Genomic DNA, 22,751 nt, shown 5'->3' on the forward strand with positions numbered 1-22,751 from the left:
TTCTGGTCGGGGGTGAGGCTGTTTGGTAAGGTGGCGCTCATTAAATCGCTATCGGGGGCAAGCCCCCTCCCACACTTGACCGCATTCACGCTCCAATTGTGGGAGGGGGCTTGCCCCCGATAGCGTCAGTCCAGTCTCCACCCTTCAAGGAAGAACTCCTCATGGGCAACCCTCTGGCCGGCATCGGTATGGACTCCAACCGCTCCCAGTTCATGGCGCGCCAGCGCATCGAAAGTCAGATCAACTTGCCACGCTTATTCGCCGCCATTGACGCCGACCCCGGCATCGTCGGCGCAGGCGTGGTGTATATCGACGCCGACTTCAACGTCGTCACCCTGCGCGAATTCAAGCCCATTTGCAGTATCAAGCCCAAGCGCATCATTTTGCGTGAAGCGCAGAAGTACATTTCGCCTGCCCAGTTTGTGGAGCAGGTGAAGACCGACCCCCGTGAAGGTCGCCTGCAGAAGGAGGCGTTTGATATGGGGCTTTCCTGCGGCGCGGCGGTGATTGGCTGGATTGTGGTGTTCAGCGGCAGTGTCGCTGTACCGTTCACCGCCGGCGCCAGTGCTTTTGTGGTGGGCATTGGCGTCACGGCGGCATTGGCCAGCAGCGCGCAATGCGGTTTTGGCGTGGCGCGTACTTACAACGAAGTGCTTGACCCTGAAGCCAACGATCGCATGGACGACGCGGAATGGTATGGCGCCGTTTCCCCAGTTCTCGATGCCGCCTCGCTGGTGGGCATCGGCACGGGCGCCTTGACCACGTTCCGGCTGCTCAAGGCCAAAAAAGCTGCCGCATTAGGCAAGAGTTGGTACGAGTTGCTCAAAGGTCTGACGCGCCAGGAGCGTAAGAAGTTGACCAAGGAGTTGCTCAGCCTGAGAGACCCGAGCCTGACCCCCAAATTGATCAAATTGCAGCAGCGTGCCGGCAAACTGACCAAAAGCTACAGCTCGACGCAAATCCGTCATGCCACGCTGACGCAAATCAAGGATGCATTGGGGGGCCTGCTGGGGATCTGGGGCAGCTATCGAACCGGCCATGTGGGCACGGCTGAAACCATTGCGATCGGTCTGTTCGAGGATTTGACGGAATGAAGGGCTTTCCCGACATGGGCAGCTTCCTGGCGCGTTATTTTCCCGTATTCATGGGTACCGTGTTCATGGCGATCTTTTCTGGCTCGGCCGCAGTGTCGATGGCGGGCGTGACGTACCTGCGCGGAGTTGATCCCGCGCTCAAGTCCAGCTATTCAGGGGCTGCGATCCTGGTATTGGTGGCGGTGCTAGTGTTTGGCAACGTGATGATCGCTCGAGGCTATCCCTGGGCGACCAGGCTGGTGGCAGGCTACCTGGTGTGCTGCCTGTTGTTCGTCGTGCCGATGATTCAATACGACCTTCACTTGCTGGTATACGGCTCGGCGTTGTTGTTTCCTTTGCTGGGGTTGCTATTGCTCAACAGCAAGCGCCACCGCGAAATGCGCCACAGACTCCTCGAAATACGTCGTCTGCGCCAAGCCGTCGTTGCGCAGCGAAAAGCCCGTTGATTGGCTGGATTTGCCCTTTATTCGCGTACTCGCGTCACAAATAGGTGCAACGCTTGCACTATTGCCCTCTACGATGGCGCCGTTTTGGTGCTGTACTGCACCGGGTCTTACGATAACGCGCAATGACCGCTGCTCTGGCATAAGTCTTGCGCGCTATGTGCCCATGCCCTGGCTCGCAGGAGGCCGCCGTGTCGATTCATGTCGCGTTGCACCACGTTACGCATTACCGCTACGACCGTGCTGTCGAACTCGGCCCGCAAATTGTGCGCTTGCGCCCGGCGGCCCACAGCCGTACGCGGATTTTGTCCTATGCGCTGAAAGTGCTGCCCGAGCAGCACTTCATCAATTGGCAGCAGGATCCCCAGGGCAATTACCTGGCGCGCCTGGTGTTTCCGGAAAAGACCGCCGAACTGCGTATTGAAGTCGATCTGGTCGCCGAGATGGCGGTGTTCAATCCGTTCGACTTTTTTCTTGAGCCCTACGCCGAAAACATTCCCTTCAACTACGCCGTCGACGAGCAGCGCGAGCTGGCGCCGTACTTGGAAACCCTGCCACTGACGCCGAAGTTCGCTGCTTACCTGGCCGGTATCGACCGCACGCCGCTGCCGGCGGTGGACTTTCTGGTGGGCCTCAATCAACGCCTGGCGGCGGACATCGGCTATCTGATCCGCATGGAACCCGGTGTGCAGACCCCGGAATTCACTTTGGAAAACGCCTCGGGTTCGTGCCGCGACTCGGCCTGGCTGCTGGTGCAACTGTTGCGCAACCTGGGGCTGGCGGCGCGGTTTGTGTCGGGTTATCTGATCCAGCTCACCGCCGACGTCAAAGCCCTGGACGGGCCGTCCGGCACCGATGTGGATTTCACTGACCTGCACGCCTGGTGTGAGGTGTACTTGCCTGGTGCCGGCTGGATCGGCCTGGATGCCACCTCCGGCCTGTTCGCGGGGGAAGGGCATATTCCGTTGGCTTGTAGCCCCGATCCTTCCTCTGCCGCACCTATCAGTGGGCTGGTGGAGCCTTGCGAGTGCGAGTTTGCCCATGAAATGTCGGTGGAGCGGATCTGGGAGGCGCCACGCGTCACCAAGCCTTACACCGAAGAGCAGTGGCACGCGATCCAGGCCCTGGGCCGGCAGATCGACGGCGACCTGCTCAAGCACGACGTGCGCCTGACCATGGGCGGCGAACCGACCTTCGTGTCCATCGACGACCCCGACGGCGCCGAGTGGAACACCGCCGCGCTGGGGCCGGACAAGCGGCGCCTGTCCGCCCAATTGTTCCAGCGCATGCGCCAGCACTACGCGCCCCAGGGCCTGGTGCACTTCGGCCAAGGCAAGTGGTACCCGGGCGAACAACTGCCGCGCTGGTCGCTCAATTGCTATTGGCGTCGCGACGGCGTGCCGATCTGGCACAACAGCGCACTGGTCGCCGACGAGCAGCAGGACTACGGCGCCAACGACGAGTTGGCTGGGCGCTTCCTGGCCAGCGTCGCCGAGCGCCTCAAATTGCCGGCGCGTTTCGTGTTCCCGGCCTTCGAAGATCAGTTTTATTACCTGTGGCGCGAAGGTGCACTGCCGCAGAACGTCACGGCCCAAGACCCGCGACTCAGCGACGAACTTGAACGCGAGCGCCTGCGCAAAGTGTTCAGCCAGGGTTTGGATAAAGTCATCGGCCATGTGCTGCCGCTGGCGCGCACGGCGGCCAATGACCGCTGGCAGAGCGGGCGCTGGTACCTGCGCGATACCCATTGCCGGTTGGTGCCGGGGGACTCGCCCCTGGGCTACCGCCTGCCATTGGCGTCGCAGCCCTGGGTAACGGCGGCGGAGTATCCGTTCGTGCACCCCACAGACCCTAACCAGGATCTGCCGGAGCTGCCGGATAACGCGCAACTGCACCATCACGCCGAGCCGGCCCCCAGCGACGAACGCATGCCGCAGGTGGACGAGTCCGCCGATTGGCTGACCCGCACCGCGCTGTGCGCCGAGGCTCGCGAAGGGCGGCTGTACCTGTTTATGCCGCCGCTGGAGCGCGTGGAAGATTATCTGGAACTGGTCGCCGCCATCGAAGCCAGCGCAGAAGAACTGCATTGCCCGCTGCTGCTGGAAGGCTACGAGCCACCGGCCGATACGCGGCTGAGCAACTTCCGGGTCACGCCGGACCCGGGCGTGATCGAGGTCAACGTGCAACCGTCCGCCACTTGGGATGAGTTGGTAGAGCGCACCGAGTTTCTCTACGAAGAGGCGCGACAAACCCGACTGACCACGGAAAAATTCATGATCGACGGGCGCCACACCGGCACCGGCGGCGGCAACCACTTCGTACTCGGCGGCGCCACGCCCAAGGATTCGCCGTTCTTGCGCCGCCCGGATCTGCTGCGCAGCCTGATCAGTTACTGGCATAACCACCCGTCGTTGTCCTACCTGTTTTCCGGGCTGTTTATCGGCCCCACGTCCCAGGCGCCGCGGGTGGACGAAGCGCGCAACGATGCGCTGTACGAGCTGGAGATCGCCTTCGCGCAAATGCCCGAACCCGGTGAGGAATGCCCGCCGTGGCAGGTCGACCGCCTGCTGCGCAACCTGCTGATCGATGTCACGGGCAATACCCACCGCGCCGAGTTCTGTATCGACAAACTCTACTCCCCCGACGGCGCCACCGGTCGTCTGGGCCTGTTGGAACTGCGTGCCTTTGAAATGCCGCCCCATGCGCGCATGAGCCTGACCCAGCAGTTGCTGCTGCGCGCCTTGGTCGCGCGGTTCTGGCGTGAACCCTATGCCCCGGCCAAGCTGGCGCGCTGGGGCACCGAGCTGCATGACCGTTTCCTGCTGCCGCACTTTATCGAGCAGGACTTTGCCGACGTTATCGTCGAACTCAATGCCGCAGGGTATCCGCTGCGGGCCGAATGGTTTGCCGCGCACTTGGAGTTTCGTTTTCCCAAGGTCGGCGACTATGCCGTCAGCGGTATCGAGCTGGAATTGCGTCAGGCCCTGGAACCCTGGCATGTGCTGGGCGAAGAGGGCGCGGCGGGCGGCACGGTGCGTTATGTGGATTCGTCCCTGGAGCGCCTGCAAGTGAAGCTCACCGGCCTGCCGCCACAACGTTATCTGCTGACCTGCAACGGCATCCCGGTGCCGCTGCAACCCACTGGTCGTGTCGGTGAGTTCGTCGCGGGTGTGCGCTACCGCGCCTGGCAACCGGCCAACTGCCTGCAACCGACCATCCCGGTGCATGCGCCGCTGGTGTTCGACCTGCTCGACACCTGGATGCAGCGCTCGCTGGGCGGCTGCCAGTACCATGTTGCGCATCCGGGCGGGCGCAATTACGACAGCTTGCCGGTGAATGCCAACGAGGCGGAGAGCCGGCGCATGGCGCGGTTTTTCCGGCTCGGCCATACACCCGGAAAGCTCCCCGTACCGACCATCGTGATCAACGATGAATTACCGATGACCCTGGATCTACGACGCTTTGCCAATAAGAATGACTGACTGCGATTGAAAGGTGGGAGGGCCCAGCTCCTGCCCACCGTTGATTGCAATGAATCTGAGTTAACCTGAGCCCCTTTGCCTCTGCCGAGCGTTCCATGTCCGACTTGCTCGACCGTTACCCGCTGACCGCGGGCACTTATCATGAATTGCTGGACGACAGCGGTGTAGTGCGTGCCCATTGGCGACGCCTGCTCGATCACCTGCAGCGCAGCACCCCGGCGCAGCTGGCCCAGCGCCAGGCGCTGTTGACCCGGCAGATCCAGGAAAACGGCGTGACCTACAACGTCTACGCCGACCCTAAAGGCGCCGACCGCCCATGGGAATTGGACCTGCTGCCCCATGTGCTGGCCTTTGACGAGTGGCAGCACCTGGCGGCCGGTATCGCCCAGCGTGCGCGCTTGCTCAATGCGGTGCTGGCCGATCTGTATGGCCCGCAGCGCTTGATCAAGGAAGGTCTGCTGCCGGCGGAACTGGTGTTCGGGCATAACAACTTCCTATGGCCGTGCCAGGGCATCCAGCCGCCCGATGGCACGTTTTTGCACCTGTATGCGGTTGACCTGGCGCGCACCCCGGATGGCCGCTGGTGGGTCACCGCTGACCGCACCCAGGCGCCGTCGGGTGCCGGCTACGCCTTGGAAAACCGCACCATCGTGTCCCGCGCCTTCCCGGACCTGTACCGCGACTTGCAGGTGCAGCACCTCACCGGTTTTTTCCGCACACTGCTGGAAACTTTGGCGCGCCAGGCCCCCGGCGATGATCAGACGCCGCTGATCGTGCTGCTTACCCCAGGGCGTTTCAACGAAAGCTACTTCGAACACCTCTACCTCGCCCGTCAGCTTGGTTACCCGCTGGTGGAGGGGGGCGATCTCACCGTGCGCGACAGCCGCGTGTTCCTCAAAACCCTCAGTGGCCTGCGCCGCGTGAACGCGATCATGCGCCGCCTGGACGACGACTTTTGCGACCCGCTGGAGCTGCGCACCGACTCAGCCCTCGGCGTGCCCGGCCTGCTCGATGCGGTGCGCCAGGGCAATGTGCTGGTGGCCAATGCCCTGGGCAGCGGCGTGCTGGAGTCTCCGGGTTTGCTGGGCTTTCTGCCGAAAATCAACCAGTTTTTGTTTGGCGAAGAACTGATCCTGCCGTCCATCGCCACTTGGTGGTGCGGCGAGGCGCCAGTGCTTGCCGAAGCCTTGGAAAAACTGCCGGAGTTGCTGATCAAACCGGCATTTGCCTCGCAGAGTTTTACCCCCGTGTTTGGCCGCGATCTGGATGATGCGCAGCGCCAGGCCCTGACCGAACGCATGCGCGCGCGCCCTTACGCGTACGTGGCCCAGGAGCTGGCGCAACTGTCCCAGGCGCCGGTGTGGCACACCGAAGAGGATCACCTGCAACACCGTGCCATCGGCATGCGCGTTTACGCCGTGGCCAGCGACGACGGCTATCGCGTGCTGCCTGGCGGCCTGACGCGCGTCGCCGCCGAGGCCGATGCCGAGGTGGTGTCGATGCAGCGCGGTGGCGCGAGCAAAGACACCTGGGTGCTCGGCGAGCGGGCGCCCGGCGGCGAACAGTGGCGCGCACAGCGTTCCATCGGCGCCCATGACCTGGTGCGCCGCGACCCGTATCTGCCCTCGCGGGTGGTGGAAAACCTGTTCTGGTTCGGCCGGTATTGCGAGCGCTGCGATGACAGCGCGCGCTGGCTGCGGATCGTGCTGGCGCGCTATGTCGACGGCGACGACCCGCTGGCGTTGCAGGCGGCGGTGGAACTGGGCGAGAACTTGCGCTTGTTGCCGGAGGAGGGCGACCTGCCCGAGCGTCTGCTGGCCGCGTTGCTGGGTGACGACTGGCCGTCGAGCCTGCGCGCCAACCTGCAACGCTTGCAATGGGCGGCGTCCCAGGTGCGCGGCAAGTTGTCCCGGGAAAACTGGCAGGCCCTGGTGGAGCTGCAGCGCGAAGCCTTGGAGTTGGAGCGCGAAACGGCGGACTTCGGCGAGTTGCTGGACTTTCTCAACCGCCTGGTGATGTCCCTCGCGGCGCTGTCCGGGTTCGCCCTGGACGACATGACTCGCGATGAAGGCTGGCGCTTCTTGATGATGGGGCGGCGCATCGAGCGTCTGCAGTTTCTCAGCAGCAGCCTTGCGGCGTTCCTGCGCGGCGTGGCGGTGTTCGATCAAGCGGGGCTGGAATGGTTGCTGGAATTGGGCAACAGCAGCATCACCTACCGCTCGCGCTACCTGGCGGTGCCGCAACTCATCCCGGTGCTCGACCTGTTGCTGCTGGACGAGCAGAACCCCCATGCGGTGTTGTTCCAGCTCAAACTGGTGAGCCGCACCTTGCGGCGGCTCAATGACGACTTTGGCGTGCCGCGGGAAACCGGCCTGGGGCCGTTGGTGGAGCGCCTTACGCGCTTCGACCTGAGTTGCCTGGAGAACCCGCTGTTCGGCGAGTCCGGCGTACGCGCCGCGCTGGATGGCCTGGCCGACCTGCTGCAAGCGGTGGCCGATGAGAGTGGTCAAGTGTCGGATCGCCTGGCGCTACGCCACTTTGCCCATGTGGATGATGTGAGCCAGCAAACGGTGTCGCTGTGATGAGTGCGCGCTATCAGATTTTCCACGATACCCATTACCACTACGACAGCCCGGTGTCCCTGGCCCAGCAGTTGGCGCATCTGTGGCCGCGTGCGTGTGAGTGGCAGCGCTGCAGCGCGCAACAGTTGGATATCAGCCCGTCGCCGTCTTCACGCCGCGATGAGTTGGATGTGTTCGGCAACCCCATCACGCGCCTGGCGTTCGAGCGGCCCCATGACGAACTGCTGGTCAACGCCGGATTGACCGTGGAAGTACTGGCGCGCCCGGCGCCGGATTTCGCCCGGTCACCCGCCTGGGATCAAACCCGCGACAGCCTGACCTACAGCAGTCGCCCGATGTCGCCCGAGGTGATCGAAGCGTGCCGTTATCGCTTCGAGTCGCCCTATGTGCATCTGAAACACACCTTCGTCGATTTTTCGGAAAGCTGTTTTGCGCCGGGGCGGCCATTGCTGCTGGGCGTGCAGGCGTTGATGCAGAAGATCTTCAGTGAATTCACCTTCGATGCCGAAGCCACCCAGGTCGCTACACCGCTGGTGGAGGTGCTGGAACGCCGTCGCGGCGTGTGCCAGGACTTCGCCCACCTGATGCTTGCGTGCCTGCGCTCCCGTGGCCTGGCGGCGCGTTATATCAGCGGTTACCTGCTCACCCAGCCGCCACCCGGCCAGCCACGGCTGATCGGCGCCGATGCGTCCCATGCGTGGGTTTCTGTGTATTGCCCGGTGTCGGGCTGGGTGGATTTCGATCCGACAAATAACGTACAGCCGGCACTGGAGCACATCACCCTGGCCTGGGGCCGGGATTTTTCCGATGTGTCGCCGTTGCGTGGGGTGATTCTGGGGGGAGGGAGCCATGACCCGGAAGTGCGGGTGACGGTGATGCCGCTGGAGTAACGGTGGATTGTGGTGAACAGGGCGGGCCTATTCACCACAAAGAAAATTATTCAGCCGGATCTTTTGGTGTTTCGGTCTCGTCGCTCGTTTCTTCACCATCGGCATCCGGGTTCAGCGCGCCGGCTTCTTCATCGGCGGCGGCTTTCTTGCGTTGCAGCTTTTCCTCTTTCTTCTGTTCCTTGGCCAAGTCTCTCTGACGTTTGGCGAAGGAGTAATTAGGTTTGGCCATGGGCAATCCTCTAGGGTCGAAGGTGAGGGTGGGCGGCACGCGGCTGCCTCGGGTCGCCATGGTAGCAGCTTAGCAGCGCGCTTGGCCTTCACTTACCGCAGGCGTAGGCGGCCAGCAGGCCGTTGAACAGTTGGTTGAGGCGCATGGCTCGGACTCCAGTGGATGATGGAGCCGATCATAAGCAGGCTGCGGCACTTTGGCCGGTTGATTATGTCGATAGGTCTGATAGCCTAAAGTTGTATACAATTTGTTGATTCAGATCATAGGAAATCGTGCCTGTCTCAGGCACCCTTGCCGCATCATGCGTTTTTAACCCTGCCTTGGAGATTCACATGTTTGCCAAAATCGTTGCTGTTTCCCTGCTGACATTGGCCAGCGGCCAGTTGCTGGCTGCAGAGTGCAAGATTACCGTCGACTCCACTGACCAGATGTCCTTCAACACCAAGGAAATCACGATCGACAAGAGCTGCAAAAAATTCACCGTCGAATTGACTCACTCCGGCAGCCTGCCAAAAAACGTCATGGGCCATAACTGGGTGCTGACCAGCGCCGCTGACATGCAGCCGGTCGCGACCGATGGCATGGCCGCCGGTATCGAAAAGAACTACCTGAAAGAAGACGACGCCCGCATCATCGCCCACACCAAGATCATCGGTGCCGGCGAGAAAGATTCCGTGACCTTCGACGTGTCGAAGCTGGCCGCGGGTACTGATTACGCATTCTTCTGCTCGTTCCCAGGCCACATCTCGATGATGAAAGGCACTGTGGTCGTCAAGTAAGCGCGCGTAATCGTTCATCGGGGGCAAGCCCCCTACCACCTTGGATTGTGAATACAGTCAACTGTGGGAGGGGGCTTGCCCCCGATGACGTTCTGCCTGGTTCAACTCACGGCGCAAACGGCATGACCCGCTTGTGTTCGGTCTTGCGATACGTCTCGCAGATGATCCTGAACGCCTCTTCCCGCACCGGCTCGCCATGCAGGAACGCATCGATCTCAGCGTAAGTCACCCCATGTGACGCCTCATCCGGCTTACCCGGCGACAAGTCTTCCAGGTCGGCGGTCGGCACCTTCTCCACCAGGGATTCCGGCGCCCCAAAGTGCCGTGCAATCGCACGTACCTGGTTTTTTACCAGCCCGCTCAACGGCGCCAAGTCGCAGGCCCCGTCGCCGAACTTGGTGAAAAAGCCCATCACCGCTTCCGCCGCATGGTCGGTACCGATTACCAAGCCGCCCGCCGCACCGGCGATGGTGTACTGCGCCACCATGCGCATCCGCGCTTTGGTGTTGCCCAACACAAAATCGCGGGACACCGCTGCTTGACCTTCAAACGCCGCCACTTCATTGGCCAGGGCTTTGACCGCCGGGCCGATATTGACGGTGTGGCGCTCGTCCGGGTCGATAAAATCCACTGACGCCTGGGCGTCGATTTCATCGAACTGGGTTTCATAGGGCAGGCGCACGGCGATGAAGCGGTAGGCCTCGTCGCCGGTGCTGGCGCGCAATTCCTGCATCGCCCCTTGAGCCAGCAGGCCGGCGGTCAGGGAATCGACGCCGCCACTGATGCCCAGCACCAGGGCCTTGAGCCCGGAGTTGCGCAGGCAGTCCTGAATAAACTTCACGCGCCGCGCCACTTCGGCTTCAAGCGCGGCCTGGTCATTGAATGGCGCTTGGACCTTGAGCTGCTGCGCAATCTCACGCTGTACGGCTTGCATGGTTCACTCCTTGCTGGATAGGGCAGGTACTTTGAAAACGTGACGCAAATAGGCGACGAAATTCGGGTCGGTGCATTGGGTCTTGCCCGGTTCATCGGAAATCTTCGCCACCGGTTGGCCATTGCAGGCGGTCATTTTAAGCACAATGCTCATGGGCTCCACCCCCGGAATGTCACAGGTCAGGTTGGTGCCGATACCGAAGCTCACATTAATGCGACCCCGCAATGCGCGGAAAATCTCCAGGGCCTTGGGCAGCGATAGGCTGTCGGAAAACACCAGGGTCTTGCTCATCGGCTCGATGCCCAGCTTGTGATAGTGAGCGATGGCTTTTTCCGCCCACTGCACCGGGTCGCCGGAGTCGTGGCGCAGGCCGTCGAAGAGTTTGGCGAAGTACAGATCGAAGTCGCCGAGGAACGCGTCGGTGGTGATGCAGTCGGTCAGGGCGATACCCAACAGGCCACGGTATTCGCGAACCCAGCAATCGAGCGCGGCGATCTGGCTGTCGATCAGGCGCGGGCCGAGCTGCTGATGGGCCATGATCCATTCATGGGCCATGGTGCCCAGGGGTTTCATGTCGAACTCGCGGGCCAGGTGCACGTTGCTGGTGCCGACGAATCGGCCGGGGAAGTCATGTTTGAGCACACTGACCACTTCTTCCTGCACTCGGTACGAGAAGCGCCGACGGGTACCGAAGTCGGCCACTTGCAGCTCCGACAGCTCGTCGCTGCTGGCGTTGGCCGTCAGCCAGTCGAACTTGCGGTACAACTGCTCGCGCGCTTGTTCGAGGATCACCGTCTGGTAGCGGTAGCGGTTGCGCACTTCGCTGACAATGGCAAGCAACGGCACTTCGAACAGGATCACATGCAGCCATGGCCCGCGCAGGCGGATAAACAGCTCGCCGTTCTCGATGCCGGTCTGCACGTAGCGCAGGTTGAAGCGGAACAGCCCGAGGAAGCGCAAAAAGTCCGGCTTCATAAAGCTGATGCGCTCCAGAAAACCCAGCTGATCCGGGCTCAGGCTCAGCTCGGCGAGGCGCTCGATCTGGTAGCGGATCTCCGCCAGGTAGGGGCGCAAGTCTTCGCTGTTACGGCAACGGAATTCCCATTCAACTTCCACGTTGGGGTAGTTGTGCAGCACCGCCTGCATCATGGTCAGTTTGTAGAAGTCGGTGTCGAGCAGGTTCTGCACGATGCGATCGGCAAACACACTCTCGCTCATAACGGGAATCTCCAGATGGGTCGGCGAGGGGGCCGACCTTTACGCACAATTAAGGAAGGGGGCTAGTGGCGCATAGACCTGAGGGGTTTTGCCAGACATTTTTTCGGTGAGGCCACTGGCCTAATCGCGGCAAGCCCCCTCCCACATTTGAAATGCATTCCACTCCAGGCACTAAATCACCTGCTCCATCATCCACTTCACAAATTCGCGCACCTTGGGCACTTCGGCCGCGTGCTCCGGGTAAGCCAGGTAATACGCATCCTGGCTAGGCATCGCATGCTGCCAGGGGATCACGAGCTTGCCGTCGGCCAGTTCTTCTTCCACCAGAAAACGCGGTAACAACGCCACGCCGCACCCCACCTGCGCCGCTCGGATGCACATATAGAAAGTGTCGAAACGCGGGCCGTGGTAGCTGTGTTCGGTGTGGTAGCCCTGGCTGGCGAACCAGTCGTGCCAGCCTTGAGGCCGCGAAGCGTTTTGCAGCAGTACCAGTTCGCTCAATTGGGTCGGGTCGGTAAAGGGCTGCGGGGGCAGGCTTTCCGGGGCGCACACCGGTACCAGCTCTTCGCTGAACAGCTTCAGGCTCTCGGTGCCGGGGCGTGAGCCTGGGCCGAAGTAGAAGGCCATGTCGGCCTTGCCTTGCAGCAGTTCGTCCGGCTCCTGCTCGTTGCACAGGTCCAAATGGATCTGTGGGTGCCGCAAGCGCCAGCCCTTGAGGCGTGGCACCAGCCAGCGCGCGCCGAAGGTGTAGGGCGTGGACACCCGCAGCACTTCGGTCTCGCCGCCGTAGGAGCGCAGGTAATGGGTGGACATCTCCACCTGCGTGAGGATCTTGCGCACTTCCACCAAATACAGATCGCCCGCCGGGGTCATCTGCAAGCGCCGGCGCACGCGGCGGAACAGCAGGTGTTGCAGCAACTCTTCCAATTGCGCCACCTGTTTGCTCACCGCGCTCTGGGTGAGGTTCAGCTCCTCGGCGGCGCGGGTGAAGCTCAGGTGGCGCGTGGCGGCTTCGAAGCACTGCAAGGCGGTGATCGAAGGCAAATGTCGTTTGTTCAGCACGGGGTGCCTCTTTTAATTCTTGGCATGAATAAACGGAATGATATCTCGCCTAATCGTCGTTTGTTGGCAAGTCTTGGGCCAGCTACAAATAAGCTTTGGATCGCCGCGCCGGTCGCGGCGCTTTTTTGTACGCAGATTGAAGGAGTGACCCATGGTTGCCGCATTGCTTGATCGTCTCGGGGTGAACCCGGCGTTGTACCAGTCGGGGAAACAGCCCGTGCATTCGCCGATCGATGGCAGCCGTATCGGCAGCGTGCACTGGGAGGGCGCCGCCGAGGTGGAGCAGCAGGTCAGTCGCGCCGAGCATGCATTCGAAGCCTGGCGCAAGGTGCCCGCACCGCGTCGCGGTGAGCTGGTGCGCCAGTTCGGTGACGCACTGCGCCAATACAAGGCCGACCTGGGTGAGCTGGTGTCCTGGGAAGCTGGCAAGATCACTCAGGAAGGGTTGGGTGAAGTGCAGGAAATGATCGACATCTGCGACTTTGCCGTCGGCCTGTCGCGTCAGTTGTACGGTTTGACCATCGCCTCTGAGCGCCCTGGCCACCATATGCGTGAAACCTGGCACCCACTGGGGGTGGTCGGCGTGATCAGCGCGTTCAACTTTCCGGTCGCGGTGTGGGCGTGGAACACCGCGCTGGCACTGGTGTGCGGCAACGCGGTGATTTGGAAACCGTCGGAAAAGACCCCGCTCACCGCCCTGGCCTGCCAGGCGCTATTCGAGCGCGTGGTGAAAAACTTCAGCGATGCCCCTGAGTACCTGAGCCAGGTGATCATCGGCGGCCGCGTCGCCGGCGCCGCGCTGGTGGATGACCCCCGCGTGGCCCTGATCAGCGCCACCGGCAGCACCCGCATGGGCCGCGAAGTGGCGCCTAAGGTCGCCGCGCGCTTTGCCCGCAGCATTCTCGAGCTGGGCGGCAACAATGCCATGATCCTTGGCCCGAGCGCCGACCTGGACATGGCGGTGCGCGCTATTTTGTTCAGCGCCGTCGGCACCGCCGGCCAGCGTTGCACCACCCTGCGTCGCTTGATCGCCCATGAGTCGGTCAAAGAAGAAATCGTCACCCGCCTCAAGGCCGCGTATGCCAAGGTGCGCATCGGCCATCCGCTGGAAGGCAACCTGATCGGCCCGCTGATCGACAAACACGGCTTCGACGCTATGCAGGATGCCCTGGAGCAAGCCTTGAGCGAAGGCGGCAAGGTATTCGGCGGCAAGCGCCAGCTGGAAGACAAGTACCCCAACGCTTACTACGTGTCGCCGGCCATTGTGGAAATGCCCGAGCAAAGCGATGTGGTGTGCACTGAGACCTTTGCGCCGATCCTCTACGTGGTCGGCTATACCGATTTCGCCGAAGCCCTGCGCTTGAACAACGCCGTGCCGCAGGGCCTGTCCTCGTGCATTTTCACCACCGACGTGCGTGAAGCCGAGCAGTTCATGTCGGCGGTGGGCAGTGACTGCGGCATCGCCAACGTCAACATCGGCCCCAGCGGCGCGGAGATTGGCGGCGCGTTTGGCGGTGAGAAAGAGACCGGCGGCGGGCGTGAATCGGGTTCGGATGCCTGGCGCGGCTATATGCGGCGCCAGACCAACACCGTGAACTATTCGCTGGAGTTGCCGTTGGCGCAGGGCATTACTTTCGACTGATTACTGCACGTTGGACTGAATCTTGGGAGAGGGCTTGCCCCCTCCCACATTTAATCGCACTAGCACATCAAGATAGTTGTTTGTTGGGTCTCATCGGAGTCTGGCAATGGCATTACGCGAAACATGTTTGTGGGAACACCTCACCCCCAGCCGGCCGGATCGCGCCGCGCTCAAGGGCGAGGTCAACGTGGATGTGTGCGTAATCGGCGCCGGGATCACCGGCCTGTCGGCGGCCATTCATTTGCTGGAGCAGGGAAAGAGCGTCGCCGTGCTGGAGGCTCATCGCACCGGGCACGGTGGTTCGGGGCGCAACGTCGGGCTGGTCAACGCCGGCTTGTGGATTCCCCCGGACGATATCGAAGCCGGCTTCGGCGAAGCGGTGGGCAGCCAGCTCAACCGCATGTTGGGTGCGGCGCCGGCGCTGGTGTTCAGCCTGATCGACAAGTACAACATCGATTGCCAGCTGCGTCGCGAGGGCACGTTGCACATGGCGCATAACGCCCGTGGCGAGGCGGATCTGCGCAGTCGTGAAGAACAATGGAAGCGCCGTGGCGCCCCGGTGGAATTGCTCACCGGCCAGGCGTGCGAGCAAGCCACGGGCACCAAAAAGATCGCTGCTGCGTTGCTGGATCGGCGCGCGGGGACCTTGAACCCGATGGCCTACACCAGTGGTTTGGCCAACGCCGCCATGGGGCTCGGCGGTCAGTTGTTTGACCATTCTCCGGTGACTCAACTGGAACGCCAGGGCTCGAACTGGTCGGTGCAAACCGAGCACGGTGCGGTGCGGGCGGCACAGGTGGTGATCGCTTCCAACGCCTACACCGAAGGCGAATGGACCGAGCTGCGCCGCAACTTTTTCCCCGGTTACTACTACCAGGTCGCCTCGGCGCCTTTGAGTGACGACGCTGCGCGGCAAATCCTGCCTGGCGGTCAGGGCTCCTGGGACACTCGCCAGGTCTTGAGCAGTATCCGCCGCGATGCCGATGGCCGACTGTTGCTGGGCAGCCTGGGCAACGGCAACCAGAAACCGGCATGGTTTCTCAAGGCGTGGGCCGATCGGGTGCAGCAGCACTATTTTCCTTACCTCAAATCGGTGCAGTGGGAGTACACCTGGACCGGCTGCATTGCCTTCACCCCCGACCATTTGATGCGCCTGTTCGAACCAGCCCCGGGGCTGGTGGCGGTCACTGGCTACAACGGGCGCGGCGTGACCACCGGCAGTGTGGTGGGCAAGGCGTTTGCCGACTACCTCTGTCACCAGAATCCCCAGGCATTGCCGATTCCGTTTGCGCCGATGCAGCCGTTGGCGGCGGTGGGCCTGCGCAGCTGCCTGTATGAGGCAGGATTCTCGCTGTATCACGCGGGGCAATGCTTGAGGATTGTCATCTGATCAGCGAAATACCCTTCAAATTCCTGGGTTTTCTTAGCAAGCTACTAATCTGTATTGGTGCAAGTCGTAGCAATCACGCACTGTAAATGTGCAGTTCCGTTACGCCTTGGGTTACCGCTGTAGGAACTGTCGTTTGTGGTTCTGGTTGCAGGTGGCACCGGTAGAGGTTGTACCTTTTGGGGCTTGCGGTTGCGCCTGTGCGCGCCAGGGGGTTGCACGTCCTGGCGAGCGGAGCCGAAACACCTGTAATAACAATGACACCGTGTCTTTTTGAAGAATAAAAACGTAATGGCACGAGGCTTGCTCTGAGCTTTCGGTGAAAGGTTTGAATGCAAGTTGTCGTGCCAATAATCAAAAATATCGGAGCACCACTCATGTCCCAGACGTTTTACAAGAAAGGCTTTCTTGCTCTCGCCGTTGCAGCGGCGCTGGGTGTTTCTACGTTTGTTCAAGCTGATGTGAAGATCGGCGTAGCGGGGCCGATGACCGGCGCCAACGCGTCGTTCGGTGAGCAGTATATGAAGGGTGCCCAGGCGGCGGCCGACGCCCTGAACAAGACTGGCGGTATCAACGGCGAGAAAATCGTGCTGGTAGCCGGTGACGACGCATGCGAACCCAAGCAAGCCGTGGCCGTGGCCAACCGCCTGGTGGACCAGGATAAAGTGATTGGCGTGGTCGGGCACTTCTGCTCGTCGAACACCATCCCCGCGTCCGAGGTGTACGACGAGGCCGGCGTGATCGCAATCACCCCAGGCTCCACCAACCCCCAAGTGACCGAGCGCGGCCTGGGCGCCATGTTCCGTATGTGCGGGCGTGACGACCAGCAAGGCATCGTGGCCGGCGACTACATCGTCGATGTGCTCAAGGGCAAGAAAGTCGCGGTGATCAACGACAAGGACACCTACGGTAAAGGTCTGGCCGACGCCACCTCGGCGCAGTTGACCAAGCGTGGCGTCAAGCCAGTGCTGGAAGAAGGCCTGACCCGCGGCGAGAAAGACTTCAGCGCCCTGGTCACCAAGATCCGTTCCACCGGTGCCGACGTCGTGTACTTCGGCGGCCTGCACCCGGAAGCCGGCCCGCTGGTGCGTCAGTTGCGCGAGCAGGGTCTCAAGGACGTCAAGTTCATGTCCGATGACGGTATCGTCACCGACGAGCTGGTGGCCACTGCCGGTGGCGCGCAATACGTCGACGGCGTGTACATGACTTTCGGTGCCGACCCGCGTCTGCTGCCGGACAGCAAGGCCGTGGTGGAAGAGTTCCGCAAAGCGGGCTACGAGCCGGAAGGCTACACCCTGTATGCCTATGCCTCGCTCCAGGCCCTGGCCGCCGGCTTCAATGGCGCCAAATCCAACAAAGGCGAAGACGCGGCCAAGTGGCTCAAGGCCCACCCGGTCAAAACCGTGATGGGCGAGAAGAACTGGGATGCCAAAGGCGACCTGAAAGTCTCCGACTACGTGGTTTACCAGTGGGATAAAGACGGCAAATACCATCAGTTGGAAAAGCAGAAGTAATCCATGCGAGAGGGGGCTTGCCCCCGATAGCAGTGTGTCAGTCAACAGTTGTCTAGCTGACCCACCACGTCGGGGGCAAGCCCCCTCCCACATTGGGACTGCGTTGTATTGAGATCTGACTTTTCCTCCAGAAGCGCCGCGCACCTCCGGGTGTGCAGGTGCTCACCGCGTGAGATTGCGTTATGGATGGTATTTTCCTGCAGCAACTGGTCAACGGCCTGACCCTCGGGTCGGTCTATGGCCTGATCGCCATCGGCTACACAATGGTCTATGGCATCATTGGCATGATCAACTTCGCCCACGGCGAGGTTTATATGATTTCCGCTTACCTCGCGGCGATCAGTCTGGCACTGCTGGCTTACTTCGGCATCGAATCCTTCCCGCTGCTCATTCTCGGCACCTTGATCTTTACCGTGGTCGTCACCGGCGTTTACGGGTGGGTCATCGAACGTGTCGCCTATAAACCGCTGCGCAACTCCACCCGACTGGCGCCGCTGATCAGTGCCATCGGCATCTCATTGATCCTGCAGAACTACGCACAGATCGCCCAGGGCGCCAAGCAGCAAGGCGTGCCGACGCTGCTCGCCGGCGCATGGCGTGTCGATATCGGCACCGGCTTCGTGCAGCTCACCTACACCAAGGTGTTCATCCTGCTGGCGGCCTTCGCCGGCATGGCATTGCTCACCTACGTCATCAAGTACACCAAGCTCGGCCGCATGTGCCGCGCCACTCAGCAAGACCGCAAAATGGCCTCGATCCTGGGGATCAACACCGACCGCGTGATCTCCTACGTGTTTGTGATCGGTGCCGCCATGGCGGCCCTGGCCGGCGTATTGATCACCCTCAACTACGGCACGTTCGACTTCTATGCCGGCTTCATCATCGGCATCAAGGCGTTTACCGCAGCGGTACTCGGCGGCATCGGCTCCCTACCTGGGGCGATGCTCGGCGGGATCATCCTCGGGATCTCCGAATCGCTGTTCTCGGGGTTGATCAACTCTGACTACAAAGACGTGTTCAGTTTCTCCCTGCTGGTGGTGATTCTGATTTTCCGTCCTCAGGGCCTGCTGGGTCGTCCGCTCGTGGCTAAGGTGTAAAACATGTCTGCTGCCAAACCCATCGATATCAAGAAAAGTGTCGTCGATACGGTCCTTGCCGGGCTGATTTCGCTGATCGTGTTCGGTCCGATCGTCGGCGTGGTCCTCGACGGCTACAGCTTCAACCTGGAACCGGCCCGTGTGGGCTTGCTGGTCGCCATTGTGATGGTCGGCCGCTTTGCCATGAGCCTGTTCCTGCAAACCCCCAAGGGCGTGAAGATCCTGCAGGGCTTCGAAAGCAGTGGCTCCGGCGTGCATGTGCTGGCACCGGACTACAAATCGCGGCTGCGCTGGATCATTCCAGCATTGATCGTGATCGCCATCGTGTTCCCGATCTTTGCCAACAAGTACCTGCTGACCGTGGTGATCCTCGGGCTGATCTACGTGTTACTGGGCTTGGGCCTGAACATCGTGGTTGGCCTGGCCGGACTGCTCGACCTGGGTTATGTGGCGTTCTACGCCATCGGGGCCTACGGTCTGGCGCTGGGTTACCAATACCTGGGCCTGGGCTTCTGGTCGGTGCTGCCATTGGCGGCCGTCGCGGCGGCGCTGGCGGGGTGTATCCTCGGCTTCCCGGTGTTGCGCATGCACGGCGACTACCTGGCCATCGTGACCCTGGGCTTCGGTGAAATCATCCGGCTGGTGCTCAATAACTGGCTGTCGTTCACCGGCGGCCCGAACGGCATGCCCGTGCCTTCGCCGACCTTTCTGGGTCTGGAGTTCGGGCGCAGAGCGAAGGAGGGCGGGGTACCGTTCCACGAGTTCTTCGGCATCGATTACAACCCCAATATCAAGTTCATGTTCATCTACATCGTGCTGTTCCTGGTGGTGCTGGCTGTGCTGTACATCAAGCACCGCCTCACGCGCATGCCGGTGGGCCGCGCCTGGGAGGCCCTGCGCGAAGATGAGATTGCTTGCCGCTCCATGGGCCTGAACCACGTGCTGGTCAAGCTCTCGGCGTTCACCATAGGCGCCTCGACGGCCGGTTTGGCCGGGGTGTTCTTTGCCAGTTATCAGGGGTTCGTCAACCCGTCGTCGTTCACCTTCTTCGAGTCGGCGCTGATCCTGGCCATTGTGGTGTTGGGCGGTATGGGCTCGACGGTGGGCGTAGTGATCGCGGCGTTCGTGTTGACCGTGGCGCCGGAACTGCTGCGCAGTTTCTCCGAGTACCGTGTATTGCTGTTCGGGGTGTTGATGGTGGTGATGATGATCTGGCGACCGCGCGGTTTGATCCGCATCAGCCGTACCGGCGTGACACCACGTAAAGGAGTGGCGCCATGAGCAAGGAAGTTGTGCTTTGCGTGGAACACCTGATGATGCACTTCGGTGGCATCAAGGCCTTGAGCGATGTGAGCCTCAAGGTCGAACGCAACTCGATCTTCGCCCTGATCGGCCCCAACGGCGCCGGCAAGACCACGGTGTTCAACTGCCTCACCGGTTTCTACAAAGCCAGTGGCGGCAAGATCGAGCTCAACGTGCGGGGCAAGCAGACCAATGTGATCCAACTGCTGGGCGAGCGCTTCCAGGCCACCGATTTTGTATCGCCGAAAAGCTTCCTCAGCCGCGTCTACTACAAGATGTTCGGCGGCACCCACCTGGTGAACCGGGCGGGGCTGGCGCGTACGTTCCAGAACATTCGCCTGTTCAAAGAAATGTCCGTGGTGGAAAACCTGCTGGTGGCCCAGCACATGTGGGTCAACCGCAATATGTTGGCGGGCATCCTCAACACCAAGGGCTACCGTAAGGCCGAGAGTGATGCCCTCGATCACGCGTTTTACTGGCTGGAAGTGGTGGACCTGGTGGACTGCGCCAACCGTCTGGCCGGCGAGCTTTCCTACGGCCAGCAGCGGCGCCTGGAAATCGCTCGGGCCATGTGCACCCGGCCGCAGATCATCTGCCTGGACGAGCCGGCGGCGGGCCTCAACCCCCAGGAAACCGAAGCTCTGAGCGCGATGATTCGCCTGTTGCGCGACGAACACGACCTGACGGTGGTGCTGATCGAACACGACATGGGCATGGTGATGAATATTTCCGACCACATCGTGGTGCTGGACCACGGCAACGTGATCGCCGAGGGCGGGCCGGATGCGATCCGCAACGACCCGAAAGTGATCGCTGCTTACCTGGGCGCTGACGAAGAGGAGCTGGTATGAGTGCACCTATCCTCGAAATGAAGGAGCTGGACGTGTTCTACGGCCCGATCCAGGCCCTGAAAAAAGTCTCGCTGCACATCAATGAAGGCGAAACCGTCAGCCTGATCGGCTCCAACGGTGCGGGTAAGTCCACACTGTTGATGTCGATCTTCGGCCAGCCTCGGGCCGAGTCCGGGCAGATCCTCTACAACGGCGTCGACATTACCCACAAGTCGTCCCACTACATCGCCTCCAACGGCATCGCGCAGTCGCCGGAAGGGCGGCGGGTGTTCCCCGACATGACCGTCGAGGAAAACCTGCTGATGGGCACCATCCCGATCGGCGACAAGTTCGCCAGCGAAGACATGCAGCGCATGTTCGAGCTGTTCCCGCGCCTCAAGGAGCGGCGTAACCAGCGCGCCATGACCATGTCCGGCGGCGAGCAGCAAATGCTCGCCATTGCCCGTGCGTTGATGAGCCGGCCCAAGTTGTTGCTGCTGGATGAGCCGAGCCTGGGGCTGGCGCCGATTGTGGTGAAGCAGATCTTTTCCACCCTGCGCGAATTGGCGGCTACCGGGATGACGATCTTCCTGGTGGAACAGAACGCCAACCACGCGTTGCGTCTGTCGGACCGCGCCTATGTGATGGTCAACGGTGAGATTCGCCTGACCGGCACCGGCAAGGAGCTGTTAGTGAACGAGGAAGTGCGCAACGCCTATCTCGGCGGCCACTGAGTACGTGGGGGAGGGGGCAAGCCCCTCCCCGCATTTCTTTTGAGTGATCCACAAGGCTGATCCAAATTGTGGAAAACAAATCCAGCCTCCCTCCAAAGCGCGACATATAGCCGCCGCAAATCGCTGTTTTGTCACAGTTTTGACTTGTCCCCATCCACTGTGGAACCGGCTGTGGGTAACGTGGGAGTAGCTGGCTGAAAGCCTCTGTTTTCGCGGCTTGTAGCCTTGCGGTTGTTTTTTGAGCAGTGGTTTTTTCGGGAGCGTTCGAGGGGTTTGTCAACCTGTTTAAAGACACAGGTATATGACCGAATTATGTCCGTTAAGCCTGTGGATAAGTCTGTGATTAAACTCTGGAAAGACCTCCGCAGAGGCCGAAATAACTGGCCTGGAGCCATCGCGCGGATTTTTCAGCGTGTGTCGGGGCTACATAGGCCTCGCTGAAGGTCAAGCAAAATACTTTCCGAAACAGCCCGCAGCCCTTGTATACAGCGGGTTTGGTCGGTTTGAACTTGCCCCCAAAGACTGTGGGCGCAGCTGTGGATAACCTGCGTGCATAAGGCTACAGGCTGCGCAGTACAAGGGTTTGCGCCAAGTGATCATAAAATAACCAGTCATGCCGCAGTGCGTGTGCGTAGCGGTTGCCGCAACGGCGGTGGACGGGCATTCTGCTGGCTGATTTTTTCCCGTCGCTCGCAAGGAGAACACCATGTCCGACACGCTGTTTATTACTGGCGCCACTTCAGGTTTCGGCGAAGCCTGTGCTCGTCGCTTCGCCCAGGCTGGCTGGAAACTGGTGCTCACTGGCCGGCGTGCCGAGCGTTTGAATGCGCTGGTGGAAGAACTTTCCAAGCAGACCGAAGTGCATGGCCTGGTGGTGGACGTACGTGATCGCAAGGGCATGGAAGACGCGATCGCTAACCTGCCACCGTCGTTCGCCACCCTGCGCGGCTTGATCAACAACGCCGGCCTGGCGGTGGGCACCGACCCGGCGCCCAAGTGCAACCTGGACGACTGGGAAACCATGGTCGACACCAATATCAAAGGCCTGCTGACCACCACCCATCTGCTGCTGCCACGTTTGATCGCCCATGGTCGTGGCGCGGGCATCATCAACCTGGGCTCCATCGCCGGCAGCTACCCGTACCCCGGCAGCCATGTGTACGGCGGCTCCAAGGCGTTCGTCAAACAGTTCTCCCTGAACCTGCGCTGCGACCTGCAAGGCACTGGCGTGCGCGTGACTAACATCGAGCCGGGCCTGTGCGAAAGCGAGTTCTCCCTGGTACGTTTCGGCGGTGACCAGGCGCGATACGACGCCACCTACGCCGGCGCCGAGCCGATCCAGCCCCAGGACATCGCCGACACCATTTTCTGGGTGCTCAATACCCCGGCCCACGTCAATATCAACCGCCTGGAGTTGATGCCGGTGAGCCAGAGCTGGGCGGGGTTTGCGATTGAGCGGGGGGCCAAGTAAAGCGTTAGACCGAGTCGCTGCTATCGGGGGCAAGCCCCCTCCCACACTCGACCGTGTTCAC

Annotated in this window: 18 protein-coding genes; 14 read left to right on the forward strand and 4 right to left on the reverse strand. The window is 61.4% G+C overall.

Annotated elements, in window-relative coordinates:
* The first annotated feature begins 161 nt into the window (after window positions 1-161).
* The 5 genes from ssp4 to HRH33_RS03615 all read left to right on the forward strand — a co-directional run bounded on the left by ssp4 (window position 162) and on the right by HRH33_RS03615 (window position 8,491).
* The gene (gene ssp4, locus HRH33_RS03595) at window positions 162-1,094 is read left to right on the forward strand and encodes an Ssp4 family T6SS effector (protein ID WP_034095618.1); all 933 of its coding nucleotides are present in this window, start codon (window positions 162-164) and stop codon (window positions 1,092-1,094) included.
* The gene (locus HRH33_RS03600) at window positions 1,091-1,540 is read left to right on the forward strand and encodes a hypothetical protein (RefSeq protein ID WP_034136663.1); all 450 of its coding nucleotides are present in this window, start codon (window positions 1,091-1,093) and stop codon (window positions 1,538-1,540) included. Before ssp4 ends, HRH33_RS03600 begins: the two co-directional genes overlap by 4 nt.
* A gap of 188 nt (window positions 1,541-1,728) precedes the next feature.
* The gene (locus tag HRH33_RS03605) at window positions 1,729-5,019 is read left to right on the forward strand and encodes a transglutaminase family protein (RefSeq protein WP_173603362.1); all 3,291 of its coding nucleotides are present in this window, start codon (window positions 1,729-1,731) and stop codon (window positions 5,017-5,019) included.
* Window positions 5,020-5,114: 95 nt separating this feature from the next.
* Window positions 5,115-7,601 (forward strand): circularly permuted type 2 ATP-grasp protein, encoded by a 2,487-nt coding sequence (locus HRH33_RS03610; RefSeq protein WP_167416803.1) that lies wholly within the window; start codon window positions 5,115-5,117, stop codon window positions 7,599-7,601.
* Window positions 7,601-8,491, forward strand: a complete 891-nt coding sequence (locus tag HRH33_RS03615) for a transglutaminase family protein (RefSeq protein WP_167416804.1) — start codon at window positions 7,601-7,603, stop codon at window positions 8,489-8,491. Before HRH33_RS03610 ends, HRH33_RS03615 begins: the two co-directional genes overlap by 1 nt.
* Before the next feature lie 46 nt (window positions 8,492-8,537).
* Here the strand turns inward: HRH33_RS03615 and HRH33_RS03620 are convergent, their stop codons facing one another.
* Window positions 8,538-8,720, reverse strand: coding sequence for a hypothetical protein (locus tag HRH33_RS03620; RefSeq protein ID WP_034095623.1), 183 nt, complete (start codon window positions 8,718-8,720; stop codon window positions 8,538-8,540).
* Between the two features lie 332 nt (window positions 8,721-9,052).
* Between HRH33_RS03620 and azu the strand changes: the two genes are divergently transcribed.
* On the forward strand, window positions 9,053-9,499 hold the full coding sequence (gene azu / locus HRH33_RS03625; protein ID WP_034111536.1) for an azurin: 447 nt from the start codon (window positions 9,053-9,055) through the stop codon (window positions 9,497-9,499).
* Between the two features lie 106 nt (window positions 9,500-9,605).
* Here azu and nadE read toward each other — a convergent pair whose 3' ends face one another.
* From nadE to HRH33_RS03640, 3 genes are all read right to left on the reverse strand, one after another.
* Entirely contained in the window at window positions 9,606-10,433 is an 828-nt protein-coding gene (gene nadE / locus HRH33_RS03630; RefSeq protein WP_167416805.1) for an ammonia-dependent NAD(+) synthetase, read from the reverse strand.
* Between the two features lie 3 nt (window positions 10,434-10,436).
* Window positions 10,437-11,651 (reverse strand): nicotinate phosphoribosyltransferase, encoded by a 1,215-nt coding sequence (gene pncB / locus HRH33_RS03635; protein ID WP_034136668.1) that lies wholly within the window; start codon window positions 11,649-11,651, stop codon window positions 10,437-10,439.
* Window positions 11,652-11,822: 171 nt separating this feature from the next.
* The gene (locus HRH33_RS03640) at window positions 11,823-12,713 is read right to left on the reverse strand and encodes a LysR family transcriptional regulator (protein WP_034136669.1); all 891 of its coding nucleotides are present in this window, start codon (window positions 12,711-12,713) and stop codon (window positions 11,823-11,825) included.
* Window positions 12,714-12,864: 151 nt separating this feature from the next.
* Between HRH33_RS03640 and amaB the strand changes: the two genes are divergently transcribed.
* From amaB to HRH33_RS03680, 8 genes are all read left to right on the forward strand, one after another.
* Window positions 12,865-14,355 (forward strand): L-piperidine-6-carboxylate dehydrogenase, encoded by a 1,491-nt coding sequence (amaB, locus tag HRH33_RS03645; protein WP_167416806.1) that lies wholly within the window; start codon window positions 12,865-12,867, stop codon window positions 14,353-14,355.
* A gap of 106 nt (window positions 14,356-14,461) precedes the next feature.
* Window positions 14,462-15,745 carry an L-pipecolate oxidase gene (amaA, locus tag HRH33_RS03650; RefSeq protein WP_034095629.1) on the forward strand — a complete coding sequence of 428 codons (1,284 nt, stop codon included), beginning with the start codon at window positions 14,462-14,464 and terminating at the stop codon, window positions 15,743-15,745.
* A gap of 374 nt (window positions 15,746-16,119) precedes the next feature.
* Window positions 16,120-17,256 (forward strand): branched-chain amino acid ABC transporter substrate-binding protein, encoded by a 1,137-nt coding sequence (locus HRH33_RS03655; RefSeq protein WP_034095630.1) that lies wholly within the window; start codon window positions 16,120-16,122, stop codon window positions 17,254-17,256.
* Window positions 17,257-17,438: 182 nt separating this feature from the next.
* Entirely contained in the window at window positions 17,439-18,353 is a 915-nt protein-coding gene (locus HRH33_RS03660; protein WP_034095631.1) for an ABC transporter permease subunit, read from the forward strand.
* Window positions 18,354-18,356: 3 nt separating this feature from the next.
* Complete coding sequence (gene livM, locus HRH33_RS03665; protein ID WP_034095632.1) at window positions 18,357-19,634, forward strand: high-affinity branched-chain amino acid ABC transporter permease LivM; 1,278 nt, start codon at window positions 18,357-18,359, stop codon at window positions 19,632-19,634.
* On the forward strand, window positions 19,631-20,506 hold the full coding sequence (locus HRH33_RS03670) for an ABC transporter ATP-binding protein (protein WP_034095633.1): 876 nt from the start codon (window positions 19,631-19,633) through the stop codon (window positions 20,504-20,506). Before livM ends, HRH33_RS03670 begins: the two co-directional genes overlap by 4 nt.
* Window positions 20,503-21,219 (forward strand): ABC transporter ATP-binding protein, encoded by a 717-nt coding sequence (locus HRH33_RS03675; protein WP_034095634.1) that lies wholly within the window; start codon window positions 20,503-20,505, stop codon window positions 21,217-21,219. Before HRH33_RS03670 ends, HRH33_RS03675 begins: the two co-directional genes overlap by 4 nt.
* Before the next feature lie 706 nt (window positions 21,220-21,925).
* On the forward strand, window positions 21,926-22,690 hold the full coding sequence (locus HRH33_RS03680) for an SDR family oxidoreductase (protein WP_034095635.1): 765 nt from the start codon (window positions 21,926-21,928) through the stop codon (window positions 22,688-22,690).
* The last annotated feature ends 61 nt before the right edge of the window (window positions 22,691-22,751 follow it).

It is taken from the genome of Pseudomonas rhodesiae (assembly GCF_013285305.1).
Lineage (GTDB): Bacteria > Pseudomonadota > Gammaproteobacteria > Pseudomonadales > Pseudomonadaceae > Aquipseudomonas > Aquipseudomonas rhodesiae.

Bases quoted from the DNA above. Each gene is read 5' to 3' on its own strand.
- nadE (WP_167416805.1), bottom strand. From the start codon at position 10,433: ATGCAAGCCGTACAGCGTGAGATTGCGCAGCAGCTCAAGGTCCAAGCG.
- HRH33_RS03680 (WP_034095635.1), top strand. From the start codon at position 21,926: ATGTCCGACACGCTGTTTATTACTGGCGCCACTTCAGGTTTCGGCGAA.
- pncB (WP_034136668.1), bottom strand. From the start codon at position 11,651: ATGAGCGAGAGTGTGTTTGCCGATCGCATCGTGCAGAACCTGCTCGAC.
- HRH33_RS03610 (WP_167416803.1), top strand. From the start codon at position 5,115: ATGTCCGACTTGCTCGACCGTTACCCGCTGACCGCGGGCACTTATCAT.
- azu (WP_034111536.1), top strand. From the start codon at position 9,053: ATGTTTGCCAAAATCGTTGCTGTTTCCCTGCTGACATTGGCCAGCGGC.
- HRH33_RS03675 (WP_034095634.1), top strand. From the start codon at position 20,503: ATGAGTGCACCTATCCTCGAAATGAAGGAGCTGGACGTGTTCTACGGC.
- amaA (WP_034095629.1), top strand. From the start codon at position 14,462: ATGGCATTACGCGAAACATGTTTGTGGGAACACCTCACCCCCAGCCGG.
- HRH33_RS03600 (WP_034136663.1), top strand. From the start codon at position 1,091: ATGAAGGGCTTTCCCGACATGGGCAGCTTCCTGGCGCGTTATTTTCCC.
- HRH33_RS03655 (WP_034095630.1), top strand. From the start codon at position 16,120: ATGTCCCAGACGTTTTACAAGAAAGGCTTTCTTGCTCTCGCCGTTGCA.
- HRH33_RS03615 (WP_167416804.1), top strand. From the start codon at position 7,601: ATGAGTGCGCGCTATCAGATTTTCCACGATACCCATTACCACTACGAC.
- HRH33_RS03670 (WP_034095633.1), top strand. From the start codon at position 19,631: ATGAGCAAGGAAGTTGTGCTTTGCGTGGAACACCTGATGATGCACTTC.
- ssp4 (WP_034095618.1), top strand. From the start codon at position 162: ATGGGCAACCCTCTGGCCGGCATCGGTATGGACTCCAACCGCTCCCAG.
- HRH33_RS03620 (WP_034095623.1), bottom strand. From the start codon at position 8,720: ATGGCCAAACCTAATTACTCCTTCGCCAAACGTCAGAGAGACTTGGCC.
- livM (WP_034095632.1), top strand. From the start codon at position 18,357: ATGTCTGCTGCCAAACCCATCGATATCAAGAAAAGTGTCGTCGATACG.
- HRH33_RS03660 (WP_034095631.1), top strand. From the start codon at position 17,439: ATGGATGGTATTTTCCTGCAGCAACTGGTCAACGGCCTGACCCTCGGG.
- amaB (WP_167416806.1), top strand. From the start codon at position 12,865: ATGGTTGCCGCATTGCTTGATCGTCTCGGGGTGAACCCGGCGTTGTAC.